Source organism: Flavobacterium sp. HJJ (assembly GCF_015351475.1).
Taxonomy (GTDB): domain Bacteria; phylum Bacteroidota; class Bacteroidia; order Flavobacteriales; family Flavobacteriaceae; genus Flavobacterium; species Flavobacterium marginilacus.
This window is the reverse complement of sequence record NZ_JADKPR010000015.1, coordinates 69,491-89,192: the sequence shown is the minus strand read 5'-3', so window position 1 is coordinate 89,192 and position 19,702 is coordinate 69,491. Positions and strand designations below refer to the sequence as shown.

Below are 19,702 nucleotides of genomic sequence, written 5' to 3'. Positions count from 1 at the left end.
TAGAAAAAAGCTTGTAATTAATTCCTTTTTTTAAACTATAATGCTGGATGTAGGATTAATTTTCTTTATAAATTCATTTTCTAAAAAACAATAAAAATTCATTTTTTAGATATAAAAATAAAGATCCAAAATTGAAATAAAAGCAAAATTAATAAAATCCACAAAAAAACAAACAATACACTAAAAAACAACAACTTATAAACTAATCTTCTTCTGGAAGAACAGCATCTTGATTAACTTTAGGCTTATCTGCTTTTGGAGCATCAGGTTTTTTGAAATTGATAAAATTGGGGTTAAAATTTGAGTCACTGTCAACTTGTTTTACTTTCGCAGTATTTACTTTGTTTAACTTATTACTTTTAAACATCTTATCTACTAATTCTTTAAAAGTATCAAAATCTACCTCATAAGAAATACCTACCCCTTGTGTGTAACCAATATCCTGTCCTATATAATTGATATCATTTTCTTTATTAAAGAAATGCAGATTAAAAGAGCCATCTTCATTCATTCTGTATTTAATATCAATATCTCCAACAACTGATGATTCATGAACACCTCCAAATGGAACGCCAATTTTTCCGTTTATAGTAATTCTTTCATTAACTTTTGAAGAAACAATTGCTTCAAATCGGGCATCTGTTTGTGAACTTGGCCTATTATCTGGTGAAACAAAATTAAAATTCATTGTAAACTTTTCATCTGTTGAAGACACAATACTGCCCAGCATCCCAGAAGCGGTTTCATACAAACTCGATGATACTGCCTGGCTAGAGCCGTCTTTGCTTAAAAAACTTCCGGTTGATAACAAATACAAAGCTTGTGTCTGCCTAACATCTTTATCGAATAACTCAGACTCCAATTCTGATTTCATTACACTTTTAATCGTTGGAAATTCTATCATAAAATCAGGTTCCGGATGTGCCAAATCGCCATGAATCCCAATTACAACTTCAACATCAATTTTCTTATTAACATTCGAATTTTCTAGCAGCAAAGCAGGATTAGCAGATGTTTTATAAACAGCTTCAAGATTTAATTGTGCTCTCATAGGGTTTCCTTCCCAAACAATAGAACCTCCTTTTTTAATATTGAATTTTTTATCTATCAATCCGCCATACTTGAAATTATATGTTCCATCATAAGGTAAAAAATCGCCATACATATTAAATTTACCCAACGTATTTATCTGAAGCAATAGATTTCCATTACCCCTGCCTTTCATACCGTGTCCAGAATTCCTGTCCAAAATCACTTCCACTTCCGCATTTGGAGTAATTTCCAAATCAAATTCTAATTCAAGTCCGTTATAATTTCTGGTCTTTTCAACAATTCCTTTTTGCAGATTGAATTTTTCCTTAGGAGTTATGAAATGAATAAAACTGTTTTCACTTACACTTTCAGCATTATTTATTGGTATTTTGAGAACAGAGCCTTTTTCAGATTTAGCATCTACCTTAATGAACAATCCGTTTGCTGGACCTTTGATTGTTGCATTTCCGTTAATAAAAGCAGTTCCAAAATAAGCCGCATCTTCGCTATCCTGAGTATCCAGAACAAGAAGCCTTTTAGAATTTACACCCAAATCTAATTTCCAATCCGAAAAATTCTTATGCTCCACTACCCCGTTCAAAGTCCCAATTGTCTTAAACTTAGTATCGGTTATCGTATTATTTCTGAAAAGAAACTTTTCATCCGTCAAATCAATAATCGTTCTGTCTTTTAAGGCATAATCAACATTCAAATAAGGTATGCTCAAACCTCCATTATTTACAAAAAGACGTCCGTTTATATCTGGTTTCTTTACAGAACCTCCAATGGTTGCATTACCAGAAACAACTCCTCTAATATTTGAAATAACATCACCGCCTAAAGAACTTAAGGTTGCCAGATTGAATCGGTCAAATTTTAAATTCAAATCAAACAATGTCTCTTTATTTATAATCTCAAAATTTCCGTCAGCACTAAAAGATTCGAAATCTTTATTCTCAATTGTTGAATACAAAGTAAACTTTTTGAATTCCTCATCTCCTTTTATATCAAATTTTAAAACACCTAAATCATAATTATTAACCTTTAGATTGTCAACAATTAATGAAGCTGTAGGCTTATAAACATTTTTATTCTGATTAAAATTAATTTTACCGTTTAAATTACCATTAATAGCAAAACTTTTCTGAGCCGATGTTAACTCATCAATATCAAAATCCTTAAATTCAATGTTTATATCCTTATAAGAACTGCCTTTGATTTCACCATTAAGTTTTATTTCCTGATCTTTATTTGAAAGCAAAAAATCATCAAATTTAAATTCAGTTAATTTTTTATCAAAAACAACGCGGTTATTAGGCGAATTTGATTCGTTTAAAAACCACAGACTGTTTTTTAATTTAATTTCCGATTTACTAAAACCAACCACATTTTTATTATCCTTATCAATAGTATGGTATAAATCCAAATTAAAATAGTCATTGCCCTTGGAACCTCCTTTAAATTCTGTACGGAAAAACAAAGTATCTTTTGAAGTGACATTAATCAGGCTGAAATCCCGAATTTTATACATTTTTGTTTTAATGCTGTCCAATTCGATATATGCGTTATACAATGGATTTTTATTATCAATAGCAACTCTTATATTATCAAAAGAATTATCCGCAGCGGTTATCGTTGGAGAATTAAAATTAAACTTAAATTCATTATTGTCTGAATTAATAATTCCTTTTACAACGGTGTTCTCACTTATCTTCATTTCTGGAAAAAAAACTTCGACAATTTTATTATAAACTTCAAAATTAAATTTCAGAAACTGGCCTTTTCTAACTTTTACCGGCCTATAATTTGTATAAAGACTTCCTAAAGAATTCGAGATCAGACCTTTTAATTCAGCAAATTTAAATTTACCTATAATAGTACCGTTCGTAATATCAGGAGCGGTGATTTTTATAGTACGAATTCTCTTTTCGTCAAAACTGGAGTTTAGATTAAAATCATTAAATTGATAAGTATTTTTTGGGTTAACATAAACAGCATTATTGATGTAAATATTTCCATGCAGATTCTCAATTGAATTTCCCTGCACATTAACGATAGCGTCACCTTTAAATTGAGAAATTGTATCACTTACAAAATTCAATTTGTGCAGCTGCGCATTATCTATTTTTATCTGAAAATCATATTGGCTCTCTTTTTTACTTAAATTAACCAACCCGTCAAAATTCATTTTTAGGTTGGGATCATTGACAATAATTGACCCTTTATATAATGGCAGTTTAAAATTTCCATTTATTTTTATGTTTTTGTAATCATAACCATTATACGCAAATCTGGAAATTTCTCCCTTCAAAGCAGTATCTAAATATTTTTCAGAAAATCCTTTTCCATCAACATCCAAATTCAAACTTACCTGCGACAGATTCTTATTATCCAGCAAATTACCAACATTAAAATCATGCAAAACAACATAACCTTTGTATACTGCTTTATCACTTTGATTCATGTCATTAATTATAAATTTAGACGTAACCGCGCCTAAATCAGTTTTTGCAGTAAGATTTGCATGAATTGAAGTAGTTGTGAGCTGTGTATTTCCTACCAATGAAACTTTTCCTAATTTCTTCAAAATAACGGGCAGTCTTTTACCTAAAACATTAGGCAGAATACCAGCTAAATCATCATAATCAGAATTCAAATGATCAAACTTTCCATTCATATAGAATTTTTGATCTTTATTACCCAAAAGATTTTTAAAATTTATAAAACCTATCAGCCTTGTGCCTCTATTGTCATTTAGGCTCAGATCTAAAAGTTTTAAATTATTCAAAGGGCCTGTAATATGGCTTCTAAGTCTAAAAACTCTATTTTTACCTAATTCATCATAAAAACAGCGGACATCATTAGAAGCTATTTTGGCCGATTTAAACTTAAAATCAAATTCTACCTTATTCACAAAATCTGAAAAATCCTCAATTTCATAATTCAATGCTGCGTAACCTTTAATACTCGATTCTTCGGTTTTTAATTCCATTTTATCAAGTATCATGTGCTGCTGCGTGAAACTGTAATTTCCTTTTAGGTTTTTAATGTACACACCTCTATGATCCAAAAAGGACATTTTTTGGATATTAGCATAGACTTCGGGACCATAGACTTTGAAATTGGTGAGCGATATTTTCAATCGGGTAAAATCTACAGATACTGGAGTTGTATGATTTTCATCAGTCAATATAAATCTTCCATTTGACAAATCAACACTTGTAGCAGTTAATAAAAAATGTTTTTTGGAAGGAGTTTTACTTTTCCCGAAAGCATCAACAAAATAATCCAGATTTGTCTTTTTTTCTTTTTTATACGTTTTTAAATTAAAAAGTACGCCATCCAGAGCTACATCATTAAAAATCAAATCGCCATCCAGCATTTTTTTGAAACCAAGAATTGAAGTATTGATTCTTTTGGTGTAAATTAAAGTATCTTTATGATGATCAATAATTAAAACTTTTTTAAGCTTAACACCTCCAAAAAGAGTTAACTGCACTTCATCAACATTCATGTGAATTCCAAAATCATCATTCATGCTTTCCATGAAATACTTTGCCAGCTTCGTTTGAACAAAAGGTGTTGTAATGGCTATAAAAAGTACTAACAAAAGTAATATTAGTCCAACGAAAGTACGGAATACTATTTTTTTAATCTTTTTGATACGCAGTGTTTTTATTTTTTTTGTACAAATAAATAATTTGCCTTTAGAAATGGCAATATCTTAGCTAAAAATATTTAATTTTGGCACAGCTGTAAAAATACTCTTTTTATGGTAATCCATCAAATATACTTCAAAAATCATCTGTTTATATGCAAATTCCTGAGGTTTTTATACTTGCCATAGAAAGTTCATGCGATGATACTGCTGCTGCTGTATTGTGTAACGACAAAGTACTGTCTAATGTTGTTGCCAACCAGTTAATTCATAATCAATATGGCGGTGTGGTTCCAGAATTAGCTTCCCGCGCACACCAGCAAAACATCGTTCCTGTCATTGAAGCTGCGTTAAAAAAAGCTGATATTAAGAAAGAACAATTATCTGCAATCGCTTTTACACAAGGCCCAGGACTCATGGGATCGCTTTTGGTTGGCAGTTCGTTTGCAAAATCAATGGCATTGGCATTAGGAATACCTTTGATAGCCGTAAACCATATGCATGCCCATATTCTGGCTCACTTTATAGATGAAGAAGGTTTTGACAAACCTGAGTTTCCGTTTTTAGCATTAACCATTAGCGGCGGACACACACAGATTGTAAGAGTTGATGATTTCTTTGATTTAACAGTTATAGGAGAAACAACAGATGATGCTGTTGGTGAAGCTTTTGACAAAAGTGCCAAAATCCTGGGGCTTCCCTATCCCGGCGGCCCTTTGGTCGATAAATATGCCCAATTAGGAAACCCAAAAGCATTTCCTTTTACCAAACCAAAAGTTCCCGGATTAGATTTTAGCTTCTCTGGATTAAAAACAGCAATTTTATATTTTATTCAAAAGAAAAAAATTGAAAATCCTTCCTTTATAGATGAAAATATAAATGACATCTGTGCATCCATTCAGCATACCATTATTGAAATTTTAATGGATAAGTTAAAAATGGCTGTAAAAGAAACGGGAATTAAACAAATTGCTATAGGCGGCGGAGTTTCTGCCAATTCTGGAATCAGGAATACTTTGAAAGCGACTGAAAACAAATACGGATGGAAAACTTTTATTCCAAAATTCGAATACACAACCGATAATGCAGCAATGATTGGGATTGTAGGGTACCAAAAGTTTTTATCTCAAAAATTTGAAACAGCCGATGTCGTTTCTAAAGCAAGAATCCAATTTTAATTATGCAGTTATTTTACAACCCAGCAATAAACGAGACTACTGAAGCTTTTTCTTTTGACAAAGAAGAAAGCAGACACATTATTAAAGTATTACGTAAAAAAGACGGAGACACTCTCCATGTTACCAATGGATTAGGATTATTATTTAAAACTGAAATCACTTTAGCCTCAGATAATAAATGCACCGTTCAGATAGTATCCGCTGAGAAAACTGAAGCTCCCAAATACAAACTGCATCTTGCTGTTGCTCCAACAAAAATGAATGACCGTTATGAGTGGTTTCTTGAAAAAGCAACTGAAATTGGCATATATGAAATCACGCCTGTTATTTGTGACCGCTCCGAAAGAAAAGTAATCAACATAGAAAGATTTGAAAAAATCATTCTTTCGGCCATGAAACAATGCAACCAAATGTATCTTCCTAAATTAAATCCAGCTGTTACTTTTAAGGAATTTGTAAAGACAGAAAAAACTGAAACAGTATTAATTGCTCATTGTGAAGAAACCAATAAAAAATCACTAAAATCAGTTGTTACAGCTGGTACAGATTATACAATATTAATTGGCCCAGAAGGCGATTTTTCCAGTAAAGAAATTGAACTGGCGCTTGAAAACAGTTATATTCCTGTCTCTTTGGGTGAAACAAGATTAAGAACAGAAACGGCAGCTATTGTAGCCTGCCACAGTGTTGTCTTTACAAACGAAGATTAAAGTATGAAAAAAATATTGCTTGTATTATTATTGCTTTCTATACCTTGTTTCTCACAAGAAATTGCTTTGTTAAAATACAATGGCGGAGGCGATTGGTATGCTAATCCCACGTCTCTGCCTAATTTAATAAAATATTGCAATGCAAATATAAATACACGAATAAAATCCAAACCAAGAACAATAGAACCCAACAGTCCCGACTTGTTTTCTTATCCATTTGTACATATGACAGGACATGGAAATGTTGTGTTCAGTGATTCCGATGTTACAAATCTTAAAAAATATTTATCGGGTGGAGGTTTTCTTCATATAGATGATAATTATGGTATGGATAAGTATATCCGCAAGGAAATAAAAAAAATATTTCCAAACAATGACTTAATTGAGATTCCGTCAAGCCATCCTATTTTTCAGAAACCTTTTGTTTTCCCAAACGGTCTGCCAAAAATTCACGAGCACGACGGGAAAAGACCGCAGGCTTTTGGCATTTTTGTAGAAAACAAACTTGTATTGCTCTACACTTATGAATGTGATCTTGGCGATGGCTGGGAAGATGCTGAAGTTAACAATGATCCATTTGAAGTCCGGGAAAAAGCTTTAAAAATGGGAGCAAATATTATCAATTACATTTTTACAAATTGATTTACTACAATCCGCTTTTGTAAAATATTATATGACTGTCCGTAAATAATACCATGTATTTTTTTCGCCAATAATTACGCAGATTCTCACAGACTTCATTACTTTAAAAAAAAATCTGGGTAAATCTTTTTAACCTGATGCTAATTCGATCTGTTTGGTATTAGTTAAAGATAGTCATAAAATATCATTTCAAACCCATAGAACTAATACATTTTCCTTCCTTAACCACTTTTTTTAAAGTGCAAATGTTTGTTTTTTAACATCCGAAAATCTATTTTTTTATATTGAAAAAGTTACTGATGAGTTAGTTTATCAATTCATTAAAAATATATTGATGCTTTTTTTGGGTTTTTAAATCAAAATTTAACAAGTTAAATACTATTTTTAAACAATCACTTTTATTCAAAGAGAGGGGACTAAAACCTTATTTAACATAAAAAAACCTACGTAATTACCCCCAAATAGCATTTTTACAACCCAGCAAAAACAATACTTTCTTAAAAAAAGGCTTAAATACATGTTGTGAAAATTTGCCATTAGCATGTTTTTGTTATAAAATTGTAAAACAATTAACCAAACAAACTATTATTTAACAAAATCATTACAATTATGAAAAAATTAATTTTATCAGCAACTGCTTGCTTAATGTTGTTTTCTTGTCAAAACGACCAAAACGAATTAACTACTGATGCAACAAATGCAGTTACACAAAGAAAATGTGCAACGCAAGATGTTTTGGAAGCTCAATTAAAAGCCGACCCAACATTAGCCATTAGAATGAATCAAATTGAAGCTTTTACTCAGAAGGCATTATTAACAAAGCGTTTAGTAAATGGAAAAATTGAAATTCCAGTTGTTGTTAATGTTTTATACCGAACTACTTCTGAAAACATTTCTGCCGCACAAATTCAATCTCAAATCGATGTTTTGAATAAAGATTATAATGCTCTAAATTCGGACTACAACTCTGTACCTGCTTTATTTGCAGGAGTTAAAGCCAATGTAGGTATTACGTTTGTATTAGACCAAATAGTGAGAAAATCCACAACAAAAACTTCATGGGGAACAAATGATGCAATGAAAAAAACAAGCACAGGCGGTCTTGCGCCAATCTCTCCAACTACAAAACTTAATATGTGGGTTTGTACTATTGGAGGTGGAATATTAGGTTACGCACAGTTTCCTGGTGGAGCTTCGTCTACTGATGGAGTTGCCATTGATTCTAAATATTTTGGATTATCTGGATCAGCAAATGCGCCCTTCAATCTAGGAAGAACCGCTACTCACGAGGTGGGACACTGGATGAATTTAAGACACATATGGGGGGACGCTACTTGCGGTAGTGATTTGGTATCTGACACACCTACACATAATGATAAAAATTTTGGTACACCAGTTTATCCACACTATAGCACTTGTGCTGGTACTCCGGTAGAAATGACAATGAATTATATGGATTACACCGATGACAATGCAATGTATATGTTCTCAGCAGGACAAAAATCTAGAATCTCTGCCATATTTGTTTCAGGTGGTGCAAGAGCTTCATTTGGAATATAATTTTCCCATTATATTTTAGTTTTAAAAACTCGCTTCTTGTTAGCGGGTTTTTTTATCTTTATAACCTGAGGAAGTTCTAAAATTAAGGATTTCATCAAAAAAAAAGCAAGCTAGCTTCAAATGAAATCACACTCAGATATATAACTAAATATAATTATATGATTACATCCAAAATTATAGGGAATGGTATCCTGAGAGCTATCGCAGTTTTGATTTTAGCTGCATTAGTGCTTTATTTTTTATATCAGATTCAGAATATATTAATTTATCTTTTGGTATCACTGATACTAACTTTAATAGGCACGCCTATTTTGAATTTTTTGAAGAAAAAATTAAAATTCAGGCATACAATAGCTACAATCACGGTTTTATCTATTTACTTCCTATTAATATTGGGTTTTATCATGATGTTTATTCCTTTGATAATTTCGCAGGGACAAAATCTATCTCTTTTGAACACAGCCGAAATAGAGAGAAACAGCTTAGAACTCATTCAAAAAATAAACACTTTTCTTGAACATCATCATATTGATTCTGCAAAGGTTTTTAACCCTAACAGCTTTAAATCGTTTATCAATTTTAATACAGTTCCCAATTTTCTAAATTCGGTTTTAGGAACAATCAGCGGTTTTGGCATGGGATTTGGCTCAGTTTTGTTTATTACTTTTTTCTTTCTTAAAGACAGATCAATAATTCTTGAAGGCGCAAAATTATTGATCCCTGATTCACACGAGGAAAAAATATTAAACTCAATAGAGAAAATAAACCTATTGCTTTCCCGGTATTTCATTGGATTATTGATTCAGCTTTTTATTGTTTTCATATTATATACCATTGTTTTATTCATTTTTGGAATACCAAATGCCTTTGTAATTGCTTTTCTATGTGCAGTTTTAAATATTATCCCTTATTTAGGACCGCTGATTGCTTCGGTATTTGCAGCAATCTTGACGATGTTAAGCAATTTAGGATCCGATTTTCAAACCGAAATTTTACCTGCCACAATTTACATATTAATAGGTTTCTGGGTAGTGCAGTTAATTGATAATAATTTTTCACAGCCCATTATTTTTTCCAAAAGCGTAAGTTCTCATCCGCTGGAAATTTTCCTCGTAATATTGATTGCCGGCTTTTCTTTTGGAATTTTAGGGATGATAATTGCGATACCGCTGTATACTATTTTGAAGGTGGTTTGCAAAGAATTTTTTCCTGACAATGAGTTTATACAAAATATAACAAAAAACATATAAATTGAATTTAGACATTTTAAATCCTAAAATACAGGAATTTATAAATTTAAATATTGGAGTTTCTGTTTCAAAACTGGCGCTTCAAAAAAATCCGTTTCCAACTGTTGAATGGATTTTAATTTTGAATCAAATCGCAGCAAAATCAAAAGCACAAGACAAACTCCCAACTTGGTTTGCGGCTACAAATATTATTTATCCAAGCAAAATTTCGGTTGAACAGACTTCATCGGAAATAACTGCACTCCACAAAGCATCTATTGTTTCGGGCGAAAACTTAATTGATTTAACCGGAGGATTTGGTGTTGACGATTATTATTTTTCAAAAAAAATAAAAAATGTAACGCATTGCGAAATAAATTCAGAATTATCTAAAATTGTGAAGCATAACTTCAGTCATTTAAACAATAAGAATATTACTTGCTGTGCTGGTGACAGTAATGAAATCCTTTCTGAATTAAAAACAAAATGGGACTGGATATACATTGATCCTTCAAGAAGAAATGATACCAAAGGTAAAGTCTTTATGCTAAAAGACTGCCTGCCGAATGTTCCCGAAAATCTGGATTTTTATTTTGAAAAAACTAATTACATATTAATAAAAACAGCCCCAATATTAGACATTTCTGCAGGAATCAATGAATTGAACCACATCACAACAATACACATTGTTGCAGTTGACAATGAAGTAAAAGAACTCCTCTGGGAATTAAACAAAGGTTATAACGGAGCTATTACTATTAAAGCTATAAATCTTGCAAAAGAAAAAACCGATACTTTTGAATTTATTCTGGACCAAAATCAAGAACTGCCAAGTTTTAGCCTTCCAAAAAAGTATTTATACGAGCCAAATAGTGCCATAATGAAGTCTGGAGGTTTTGACCAGGTTGGACTGTTTTATAAATTAGACAAACTGCATAAACACTCACATCTTTATACTTCTGATGAATTAATACCATTTCCCGGCAGAATTTTTCAAATAGAAAAATGCATTCCTTATAACAAAAGTGAAATGAAAATCCATCTGGAAAACCAGAAAGCAAATATCACAACCCGAAATTTTACTGATACTGTAGAAAACATTCGAAAAAAATGGAAAATAAAAGAAGGAGGAAATTTATATTGTTTTTTTACGACTGATGAAAATAACAGTAAAATTGTTTTAATTTGCAACAAAATAAAATAGAAATGAAACACATACTAGTTCTAGCATTCTGCATATTAAATATTACACTTTACGCTCAAAAACCTTGTGAATACTCTACTAATGTTACCGATTCAATCGGTACATACAAATCAACAAAAGAATACTTAATTCATGAAAAAGTCTTTGGAGGAAATTCGAATTACATTTTTTGTTCCTTAGCATTAACAGACGGACTGCCAACTTTATCACTGCAGTTTATTCAAAAAAGCAAAGACTTTGTAAAAGCTAATTGTTTTGACAAAAATTCAAAAATCTTTCTACAGCTGCAAAATGGTAAAATTGTAACGCTTATACACATTGACCAAGTAAACTGCGGATCATTAATTCGTGATGACAAAGGCTTTGACAACAGGGTAAAAGCCGGAACATTTATGTTTGCAAAAGACAATTACGAAGAGCTGAAAAAATCTCCGGCTATTTTAATGCGTATAAAATACCTAACAGACGTAGAAGATTATGTTTTCAAAAAAGAATTCACTGCCGAACTTGACGGAAAAACATACCAGCCTGAAACATATTTCATGAATAACATTAGATGCATTGAGTAAAACTAATGTTATACATGAAATAATATGTTACATCGAAAAATCTGATTCATTACAGTACTAACAATGGAGCAATAATTCCGAAACTAAGCTGTCCTGAGGTTCCGTTCACAGCGCCAAAATTATCTTTGGCATAGGACGAATAATTATTTTTCTTAGCAATATAACCTGCATAAAACTTCATATTTAAGTCCGCGAAAGGCGAATATTCAATCGTTGGAATAATTCCATATGAAGTAAGCATATGATTGTTTTTATTAGAATCGAGATTGCCTTTCCAGTACGAATTGTCATTCATTAGAGTAAGCAAAAGATTTAATTTTGGACGAATCTGGTACTCAGCTCTAATCCAGTTTTCGACATAAGCAACATTTTCTGCTGCATATGGGTGCTTAGCTTTGATGATGTTCGAAACCACACATTTTTGATCCAAATCCTCTTTACTGTACTGAAAATCATAATACAGCAGCAGTTTATTATTTTTATACTTGTTCCCTAGAGAAATTAAGCTTCGGCCGGCATTTTTGGCATCCATAAAATAACCATAACTATAGGTAGTTTCCAATTTCCCGTCAAACAAACTTCCTTTCCAGTTTGCAACTCCCGCCAATGGTGTTTCTGTAGCTGTAATTCCCGGTGGAATCGTGGTACCAAATTGATCCTGAAACGTTTTGGTTCTTGCATTCAGCACCTGAAAATTGAATTTGTTCTTATGATCTGCTAATGCATATAAAAGCGATGCACCCACCATGAAATTTTCACCATAATTATTAATCGTGTTATACGATAAAATTTCAATTGGATTTGTTAGGAGTTCGTAACCTCCCCAATCACCAATCATTTTTCCAAAAGATAATTTCGTTTGCGGAGCAGCATCGATGGTCAAATAAGCCATATCAACCGCACGGCTGGCATTGTCAATTGTGTTGGGATCGGCAATTTTGGTATATCGGTTTCGGAATCTAAAGAAAACTTTATCATGGATTTTACCTTTAACTTCAAATCGGAACTGATTAATCGAAAAAAGTGAATTCACATGCTCGCTATCCGCAAAATAATTATCGAAAGCGAAACGGGAATTAAAGATAACATCTACATCTTTTAACAGCGAGAATTTCGAAGTTGGTATCAAGGAAGCTGTCGAAACAGTTTCTTTCGGGATTTCATTTTGTCCAAAAGAAAAAAGCGACACCATGAGAGACATGCAGCAAATAAAGTAATTTTTCATTATAACTTATTGTATATTTTTAAAAGTCACTTTGCCAGATTCAATATCATACAGTGCACCAATAATTGTAATTTTCTTGTGATCAAAACGCTCTTTCAAAATGGGTTCTGCCGTTTTCAAGAAAGCAACTCCGTGGGCAATATTAGCATCTATGGCATTATCGATAGACAATTTATCGGTACTAGAAAGATTTTTTTCTTCGCTCTCACTTTCGATATAGTTGATTATATTTTTGATGTGATCCTTGTGATCATAATGGCCTTTTGAATCAATGAATGCTTTTATGGCTCCACAGCTTTTATGCCCCATTACAACAATCAATTTGCAGTCCAGATGTTCAACAGCATATTCCAAACTCCCTAATTCATAATCTCCAATCACATTTCCTGCAGTTCTGATTGAAAAAATATCTCCAAGTCCTTGATCAAAAACAAGTTCGGCCGGTACTCTGGAATCTGCACAGCTTACCACAGCAGCAAAAGGATGCTGTCCTTTTTTGAGTTCCCGTAGCCGTTCCAGCGTTTCATCGGGATGCATGGGTTTACCCGAAGCAAATCTTTTATTCCCCTCTTCTAGTTTTTGAAACGGAGTTAAATTGTTTTTTTCAAAGTGGTTACAAGCAGAAAATACGCTTATAAATAATAGATAAAGCAGTCCTTTTTTAATCATGATCGTTTTCCTAAATTGCGACAAATCTAAGCTGTCAAAAAGTTCAGGCTAACTTATCCTTGTCAATGAAAGAACAAATTTAGAATCATGAAACCTTGCAAATATTGATATTTATCATATTTGGACGATTAATTTTATTTAAAATGGATATTAAAAACTATCAAACGATATAGTTAACAAATTGTTTTTAGAAGGATAATTTTATTTAGAAAAAGCCAGATTTTTAATAGTTCAAAAAAACATTAATACATTTCTGGAGTTAACGCAACAATGAATAAATTTTCCTGATTACTGTCCATATAATGATAAACCACCGTTGATTCATTGCTTCTAAATGCTTCAAGACTGGGATTTGCCTTGGAAGCATCCAATATTTCTTTCTGTACGGACTTTTTCAAAGCCGTAACATCAATACTCTTTTTCAAAACACGGACTAAAAGTAAAATAGGCAATTGATTCACACTCTCCATGCAGATATCATTACTTATCATCACAGGACAGGCAGTATTATATTTGGTTACCAAAGCTGTGATTCATTGCAGGCAGGTTTGTCCTTTATAAAATAGTATTGAACAACACCTATCAAAACTATAACAGTAAAATTTTTGATTATATTACGAATAAGCAGTTTCTTTTTTCTTTGTTTTTCTCCCATATTACTTGTGATCAAAACTCAAAACTTCTTTGAGAATCCATTCTTTATTCTCCAGTAAGTAAACATGTGTAATTTTTGCAGTTCCTGTGTATATGTCTTCCTTATTTGGTTCCCGGATAAAAAAGTCATGAATACCGGTTTGAACAGCCCCGTAAAGAACACCATTATTATATAACGGAAAAACTTCCAAAGATTCTTTACGTACTTTGCGAATTGGCTTTTTATTACTGTCAGAACAAAGATTCTTCTTTGTGTTTTCCAAAAACTTATTTTTATCTTGAATTCCGCCTCGATCGTGATAAAACACCAAATCTTTATGTGTCATTCTTACAAGATAATCGATGTCACACCTATTAAAACCTCTCTCAAAGAAGATACTGTCGTGTTTCTGTAAAGCCAAAAACAATTCCGAATCTTTGGATACTTGTCCAAAGGCAAAATTGATAGATACTAATAATAAAATAAATAATGTTCTCATGATTCAATATTAGTTGGTTAAAAAAATGAACAGTCCTATTTCCTTTCCAAATATACCAAATATCAATTACAAATTTTAAAAGTACATTAACACCATACTCTGTATAAAATCACAAAACAAAAAGTTCCCCATTTCATTTAAAATAATTCAAACATAAAAAGCTCCACACCTCATTAAAAAGAAAAATTACCCATAAAAACAGCTGTTTACATTTTTAAATTACTTTTTATTACAAAAATAATTCGTTTTGTTAAAAAAATCACTTTTACCGTTTTTTTAGCATTTATTAATTAAAAATAATTGTACTTTTGCACCGATGAAAAAAATAAAAACATATAAAACAGTTATCTCTCGGATAATGACACTTAGGACTTCTCCCGAAGTACGGATGCTATAGTTATAGCCTCCATTGTGTAATCGTATTATATTATTCATTTTTTATTTTTATCGTTTTGAAATTATTTCCATTTTTATTTGGATTAATAAATCCAGAAGAAATCACCAAACAAATTTTATCTCTCTGTAATTCAATTATTTGGATTGCCATTTATTGTATTTGCCTTATATTTGGCATTACAGAAAATGAGCAGGACAAACTCTGTTACAGCACATTTTTTAACCTAAAATATAACTCTTGAAATGAACATTTCTATTGTAGTAACTCAGGAAGAACATCATAAGTATGCGCAGGAAATATGCGACACGATAGAATCTTCTGCCCTGCTGAGAGGTACTGGAATTGCCAAAAGAACGCCGGAATACATCATAAAAAAGATGGAAAAAGGTGATGCTGTAATTGCGCTTAACAACGGGATTTTTGCCGGTTTCTGCTATATCGAAAGCTGGCAGCATGGTCAGTTTGTGGCTCATTCCGGTTTGATTGTACATCCGGATTACAGAAATTTGGGACTGGCAAAAAAAATTAAATCTTTTGTATTTGACTATTCATTAAAAAAATATCCTGAAGCTAAAGTTTTCGGAATCACAACTGGTCTTGCAGTAATGAAAATCAATTCGGAATTAGGATACAAACCGGTTCCTTTTTCAGAATTGACCAATGACCCAAGTTTTTGGAAAGGATGCCAGACCTGTACCAATTTTGAAATCCTAAAAAGCAAAGATTACAAAATGTGTTTGTGTACCGGAATGCTTTATGATCCAAAAGAAAAACCAAAAGATCCGCCAAAACATCCCTACAACGTAAGGATTTGGAATCGTTTGAAAGAAATTAAACAAGCGCTTTTTTTAAAAAAAGAAACCAAAAGTTAAAAATATAATTTATCAAATCGGAGCTTTTCAAACTCCACAAAACAATACAAAATGGGAAGTAAAAAAGTAGTATTAGCATATAGCGGAGGATTGGACACATCATATTGTCTTAAATATTTAAAAAATGAAAAAGGATATGAAGTTCATACTGTATTGATCAACACAGGCGGTTTTGACGATGCCGAATTAAAAGCGATTGAAGACAGAGCTTATGAATTAGGAAGTGCAAAACACGCTAACTTGACTATCCTTGATAAATATTACGACAAAGCCATCAAATATTTGATATACGGAAACGTATTAAAAAACAACACTTACCCGCTATCTGTAAGTGCTGAGCGTGTTTTTCAGGCAATCGAAGCTATAAAATATGCAAAATCTGTAGGTGCTGAAGCGATTGCACACGGAAGTACAGGTGCAGGAAATGACCAGATTCGTTTTGACTTAATTTTCCAAACCATCGCTCCTGAAATCGAAATCATCACTCCTATCAGAGACTTAAAACTTTCAAGACAAGAAGAAGTTGCCTATTTACAGGCAAACGGTGTTGAATATTCTTGGGAAAAAGCACAGTATTCTATCAACAAAGGTTTATGGGGAACAAGCGTTGGAGGAAAAGAAACTTTGACTTCAGGACAGCCATTACCAAGCGAAGCTTATCCTTCACAATTGCAAAAAAATGGTGAAGAGAAAGTGACTTTAGAATTCGAAAAAGGAGAATTGGTTGCTGTAAACGGTAAAAAAGACAAACCTTCAAACAACATTGTTACTTTAGAAAAACTAGCTAACGCTTACGCCATCGGAAGAGATATTCACGTAGGTGACACCATTATAGGAATTAAAGGAAGAGTTGGTTTTGAAGCTGCTGCTCCTTTAATCATCATCAAAGCGCACCATTTGTTAGAAAAACATACACTTGGAAAATGGCAACAATACTGGAAAGAGCAGCTAGGAAACTGGTACGGAATGTTATTCCACGAAGGTCAGTTCTTAGATCCGGTAATGCGTAACATCGAAACTTTCCTTGAAGACACTCAAAAAACCGTAAACGGAACAGTAACTGTTTCGCTTAAACCATACCACTTTTCATTGGACGGAATTGAATCCAAAAATGATTTAATGAACACTGGTTTTGGTCAATACGGAGAAATGAATAACGCTTGGACATCAGATGATGCCAAAGGATTCATCAAAATTTTAGGTAACGCACAGAATATATTTTCATCTGTAAATCAAGAGACTTACGAATAAATATTATATATTATTCAACCACAAAGTACAGACGGGTTTGAAACCCGTCTCTACCAACCAAAATAAAAATAAAAAATTATGATTAATGTTGGAATAATAGGCGGATCGGGTTATACGGCCGGAGAACTCATCAGAATACTGATGTTTCACCCAAATGCAAAACTCGATTTTGTGTACAGCACGACCAATGCAGGTAAACCACTTTCGGTGGCGCATCACGATTTGTTGGGCGATATCGAAATGAACTTTACCGACAAAGTAAACCCTGAAGTAAATGTGGTTTTCTTGTGTTTGGGACATGGAAAATCGAAATCTTTTTTGACTGAAAACCAATTTGCAAGCCATACCAAAATCATTGATTTGGGAAATGACTTCAGATTGAACAAAGACGAAGTTTTTGACGGTAAAAAATTCATTTACGGCTTGCCGGAATTAAACAAAACTGCGATCAAAAACGCTCAATTTATAGCTAATCCCGGTTGTTTTGCTACTGCAATCCAATTGGCTTTATTGCCTTTGGCGTATGCCAAATTATTGAACGACGATGTTCACATCAACGCTACAACTGGAAGTACAGGAGCCGGAGTAAGTCTTTCAGAAACCTCACATTTTAGCTGGAGGAACAACAATATGTCGCATTACAAAGCTTTCGAACACCAGCATTTGGGTGAAATTTCAGAAAGTTTGCACCAATTGCAGGCAGATTATAAAAACGAATTGCTTTTCATTCCAAACAGAGGGGATTTCCCAAGAGGAATTTTTGCTACTTTATACACGGCTTGCAACGAAAGTTTGGAAGATATTGTCGCCAAATATGAAGCATTTTATAAGAACCAGCCTTTCGTAACTGTTACCACAACTGGTATCAACATGAAGCAGGTGGTACAAACAAATAAATGTATTATTAGTTTAGTAAAAAAAGGGAACCGGATTTTGATCACCTCGGTGATCGATAATTTAGTCAAAGGCGCCTCTGGGCAAGCTATCCAAAACATGAATTTAATGTTCGGACTGGATGAAACCACAGGATTACATTTGAAACCAAGCGGATTTTAATATTATGTTGATAGTTGCTGGTAAATAGTTGATAGAAACAACGCTAGAGCCGACAACCAACAACAATCAACCAAAAACTAAAAAGAAAATGAACTTATTCGACGTTTACCCATTATACAACATTACTCCCATAAAAGCGCTAGATTGCACAATTACTGATGAAAACGGAGTAGAATATTTAGACTTATACAGTGGCCACGGAGTAATCTCTATTGGACACACACAACCGGATTATGTAGCCAAATTGAAAAATCAATTGGATAATCTAGGATTTTATTCAAATGCTATTCAAAACCCATTACAAGTGGAATTGGCCGAAAAACTTGGCAAACTTTCAGGATGCGAAGAATACAGCTTATTCTTGTGCAGTTCTGGAGCCGAAGCCAATGAAAATGCATTAAAACTAGCTTCTTTCCACAACGGAAAATCAAGAGTGATTGCTTTTGATAACTCTTTCCACGGAAGAACTTCTGCAGCGGTTGCTGTTACTGACAACAAGAAAATTGTTGCTCCAATCAATGCGCAGCAAGTCGTTACTTTCTTGTCATTAAACAACCTTGAAGCTGTTGAAGCCGAATTGAAAAAAGGTGATGTTAGTGCTGTTATCATTGAAGGAATTCAAGGTGTAGGAGGATTGGACGAAGGAACTACCAAATTTTTCCAAGGATTAGAAAAACTTTGCAAACAATACGAAGCGGTTTTAATTTTAGACGAAGTACAATCAGGTTACGGAAGAAGCGGTAAGTTTTTCGCTTTTCAACACCATAATATCAAACCGGACATTATTACACTTGCCAAAGGAATGGGGAATGGTTTCCCAATTGGTGGTATTTTGATTTCACCTATATTCAAAGCGAGCCACGGATTGCTAGGAACTACTTTTGGAGGAAGTCACCTTGCCTGTGCTGCTGGAATTGCTGTTCTGGATGTAATCGAAAAACAAAAACTGATTGACAACGTAAATGAAGTTTATGCGTATTTCCTTGAAGCGATTAAACAAGTTCCTGAAATCATTAAGGTAAAAGGAAAAGGATTGATGCTTGGAGTAGAATTTGATTTTGAAGTTGGTCCGCTACGCAAAAAACTGATTGTCGAAAAATTGATTTTCACAGGAAGTGCCAATAATAAAAATCTATTGAGAATTCTTCCGCCTTTGACGATCAAAAAAGAAGCTATTGATGCATTCGTAGTCGCTTTGAAAGAAAGCTTAGCTGAATTGAAAGCTGTTGAAGCTTAATTTTAAAACATATAAGTCATTTAAGTTTTGATTCTAAAAAATTATAAAAAACTTATATCACTTATATGTTTAAATACTAT

Annotated in this window: 17 protein-coding genes; 11 read left to right on the top strand and 6 right to left on the bottom strand. The window is 32.8% G+C overall.

Going from position 1 to position 19,702, the window contains the following annotated elements:
* Positions 1-202: 202 nt before the first annotated feature.
* Complete coding sequence (locus tag IRZ80_RS13070; RefSeq protein ID WP_194642015.1) at positions 203-4,642, bottom strand: translocation/assembly module TamB domain-containing protein; 4,440 nt, start codon at positions 4,640-4,642, stop codon at positions 203-205.
* A gap of 203 nt (positions 4,643-4,845) precedes the next feature.
* Between IRZ80_RS13070 and tsaD the strand changes: the two genes are divergently transcribed.
* From tsaD to IRZ80_RS13035, 7 genes are all read left to right on the top strand, one after another.
* Positions 4,846-5,868 (top strand): tRNA (adenosine(37)-N6)-threonylcarbamoyltransferase complex transferase subunit TsaD, encoded by a 1,023-nt coding sequence (tsaD, locus tag IRZ80_RS13065; RefSeq protein ID WP_194642014.1) that lies wholly within the window; start codon positions 4,846-4,848, stop codon positions 5,866-5,868.
* A gap of 2 nt (positions 5,869-5,870) precedes the next feature.
* Entirely contained in the window at positions 5,871-6,578 is a 708-nt protein-coding gene (locus tag IRZ80_RS13060; RefSeq protein WP_194642013.1) for a 16S rRNA (uracil(1498)-N(3))-methyltransferase, read from the top strand.
* A gap of 3 nt (positions 6,579-6,581) precedes the next feature.
* Positions 6,582-7,220, top strand: coding sequence for a DUF4159 domain-containing protein (locus IRZ80_RS13055; protein WP_194642012.1), 639 nt, complete (start codon positions 6,582-6,584; stop codon positions 7,218-7,220).
* A 609-nt stretch (positions 7,221-7,829) separates the two neighbouring features.
* A complete protein-coding gene (locus tag IRZ80_RS13050) occupies positions 7,830-8,780 on the top strand; it encodes a zinc metalloprotease (protein WP_194642011.1) in 951 nt (316 codons plus the stop codon).
* Positions 8,781-8,938: 158 nt separating this feature from the next.
* Complete coding sequence (locus IRZ80_RS13045; protein ID WP_194642010.1) at positions 8,939-10,030, top strand: AI-2E family transporter; 1,092 nt, start codon at positions 8,939-8,941, stop codon at positions 10,028-10,030.
* 1 nt (position 10,031) lies between these two features.
* Positions 10,032-11,213: a THUMP-like domain-containing protein gene (locus IRZ80_RS13040; protein ID WP_194642009.1), complete on the top strand. Its 1,182-nt coding sequence runs from the start codon at positions 10,032-10,034 to the stop codon at positions 11,211-11,213.
* Between the two features lie 2 nt (positions 11,214-11,215).
* The gene (locus IRZ80_RS13035) at positions 11,216-11,782 is read left to right on the top strand and encodes a hypothetical protein (protein WP_194642008.1); all 567 of its coding nucleotides are present in this window, start codon (positions 11,216-11,218) and stop codon (positions 11,780-11,782) included.
* A gap of 49 nt (positions 11,783-11,831) precedes the next feature.
* Here IRZ80_RS13035 and IRZ80_RS13030 read toward each other — a convergent pair whose 3' ends face one another.
* The 5 genes from IRZ80_RS13030 to IRZ80_RS13010 all read right to left on the bottom strand — a co-directional run bounded on the left by IRZ80_RS13030 (position 11,832) and on the right by IRZ80_RS13010 (position 15,244).
* The gene (locus IRZ80_RS13030) at positions 11,832-13,007 is read right to left on the bottom strand and encodes a porin (RefSeq protein WP_194642007.1); all 1,176 of its coding nucleotides are present in this window, start codon (positions 13,005-13,007) and stop codon (positions 11,832-11,834) included.
* A 6-nt stretch (positions 13,008-13,013) separates the two neighbouring features.
* A complete protein-coding gene (locus IRZ80_RS13025; RefSeq protein WP_194642006.1) occupies positions 13,014-13,676 on the bottom strand; it encodes a carbonic anhydrase in 663 nt (220 codons plus the stop codon).
* 242 nt (positions 13,677-13,918) lie between these two features.
* On the bottom strand, positions 13,919-14,200 hold the full coding sequence (locus tag IRZ80_RS13020; protein ID WP_194642005.1) for a hypothetical protein: 282 nt from the start codon (positions 14,198-14,200) through the stop codon (positions 13,919-13,921).
* Positions 14,201-14,332: 132 nt separating this feature from the next.
* On the bottom strand, positions 14,333-14,809 hold the full coding sequence (locus IRZ80_RS13015) for a nuclear transport factor 2 family protein (RefSeq protein ID WP_194642004.1): 477 nt from the start codon (positions 14,807-14,809) through the stop codon (positions 14,333-14,335).
* A gap of 276 nt (positions 14,810-15,085) precedes the next feature.
* The gene (locus IRZ80_RS13010) at positions 15,086-15,244 is read right to left on the bottom strand and encodes a hypothetical protein (RefSeq protein ID WP_194642003.1); all 159 of its coding nucleotides are present in this window, start codon (positions 15,242-15,244) and stop codon (positions 15,086-15,088) included.
* Positions 15,245-15,448: 204 nt separating this feature from the next.
* Between IRZ80_RS13010 and IRZ80_RS13005 the strand changes: the two genes are divergently transcribed.
* From IRZ80_RS13005 to IRZ80_RS12990, 4 genes are all read left to right on the top strand, one after another.
* On the top strand, positions 15,449-16,078 hold the full coding sequence (locus IRZ80_RS13005; RefSeq protein ID WP_194642002.1) for a GNAT family N-acetyltransferase: 630 nt from the start codon (positions 15,449-15,451) through the stop codon (positions 16,076-16,078).
* Positions 16,079-16,129: 51 nt separating this feature from the next.
* Complete coding sequence (locus tag IRZ80_RS13000) at positions 16,130-17,329, top strand: argininosuccinate synthase (protein WP_194642001.1); 1,200 nt, start codon at positions 16,130-16,132, stop codon at positions 17,327-17,329.
* A gap of 78 nt (positions 17,330-17,407) precedes the next feature.
* Positions 17,408-18,385, top strand: a complete 978-nt coding sequence (gene argC, locus IRZ80_RS12995; RefSeq protein ID WP_194642000.1) for an N-acetyl-gamma-glutamyl-phosphate reductase — start codon at positions 17,408-17,410, stop codon at positions 18,383-18,385.
* Between the two features lie 88 nt (positions 18,386-18,473).
* Complete coding sequence (locus IRZ80_RS12990; protein ID WP_194641999.1) at positions 18,474-19,622, top strand: aspartate aminotransferase family protein; 1,149 nt, start codon at positions 18,474-18,476, stop codon at positions 19,620-19,622.
* Positions 19,623-19,702 lie beyond the last annotated feature (80 nt).

What these genes read in the sequence shown, in the direction of transcription:
- tsaD (WP_194642014.1), top strand. Translation starts at nt 4,846, where the DNA reads ATGCAAATTCCTGAGGTTTTTATACTTGCCATAGAAAGTTCATGCGAT.
- IRZ80_RS13060 (WP_194642013.1), top strand. Translation starts at nt 5,871, where the DNA reads ATGCAGTTATTTTACAACCCAGCAATAAACGAGACTACTGAAGCTTTT.
- IRZ80_RS13055 (WP_194642012.1), top strand. Translation starts at nt 6,582, where the DNA reads ATGAAAAAAATATTGCTTGTATTATTATTGCTTTCTATACCTTGTTTC.
- IRZ80_RS13050 (WP_194642011.1), top strand. Translation starts at nt 7,830, where the DNA reads ATGAAAAAATTAATTTTATCAGCAACTGCTTGCTTAATGTTGTTTTCT.
- IRZ80_RS13045 (WP_194642010.1), top strand. Translation starts at nt 8,939, where the DNA reads ATGATTACATCCAAAATTATAGGGAATGGTATCCTGAGAGCTATCGCA.
- IRZ80_RS13035 (WP_194642008.1), top strand. Translation starts at nt 11,216, where the DNA reads ATGAAACACATACTAGTTCTAGCATTCTGCATATTAAATATTACACTT.
- IRZ80_RS13030 (WP_194642007.1), bottom strand. Translation starts at nt 13,007, where the DNA reads ATGAAAAATTACTTTATTTGCTGCATGTCTCTCATGGTGTCGCTTTTT.
- IRZ80_RS13025 (WP_194642006.1), bottom strand. Translation starts at nt 13,676, where the DNA reads ATGATTAAAAAAGGACTGCTTTATCTATTATTTATAAGCGTATTTTCT.
- IRZ80_RS13015 (WP_194642004.1), bottom strand. Translation starts at nt 14,809, where the DNA reads ATGAGAACATTATTTATTTTATTATTAGTATCTATCAATTTTGCCTTT.
- IRZ80_RS13010 (WP_194642003.1), bottom strand. Translation starts at nt 15,244, where the DNA reads ATGAATAATATAATACGATTACACAATGGAGGCTATAACTATAGCATC.
- IRZ80_RS13005 (WP_194642002.1), top strand. Translation starts at nt 15,449, where the DNA reads ATGAACATTTCTATTGTAGTAACTCAGGAAGAACATCATAAGTATGCG.
- IRZ80_RS13000 (WP_194642001.1), top strand. Translation starts at nt 16,130, where the DNA reads ATGGGAAGTAAAAAAGTAGTATTAGCATATAGCGGAGGATTGGACACA.
- argC (WP_194642000.1), top strand. Translation starts at nt 17,408, where the DNA reads ATGATTAATGTTGGAATAATAGGCGGATCGGGTTATACGGCCGGAGAA.
- IRZ80_RS12990 (WP_194641999.1), top strand. Translation starts at nt 18,474, where the DNA reads ATGAACTTATTCGACGTTTACCCATTATACAACATTACTCCCATAAAA.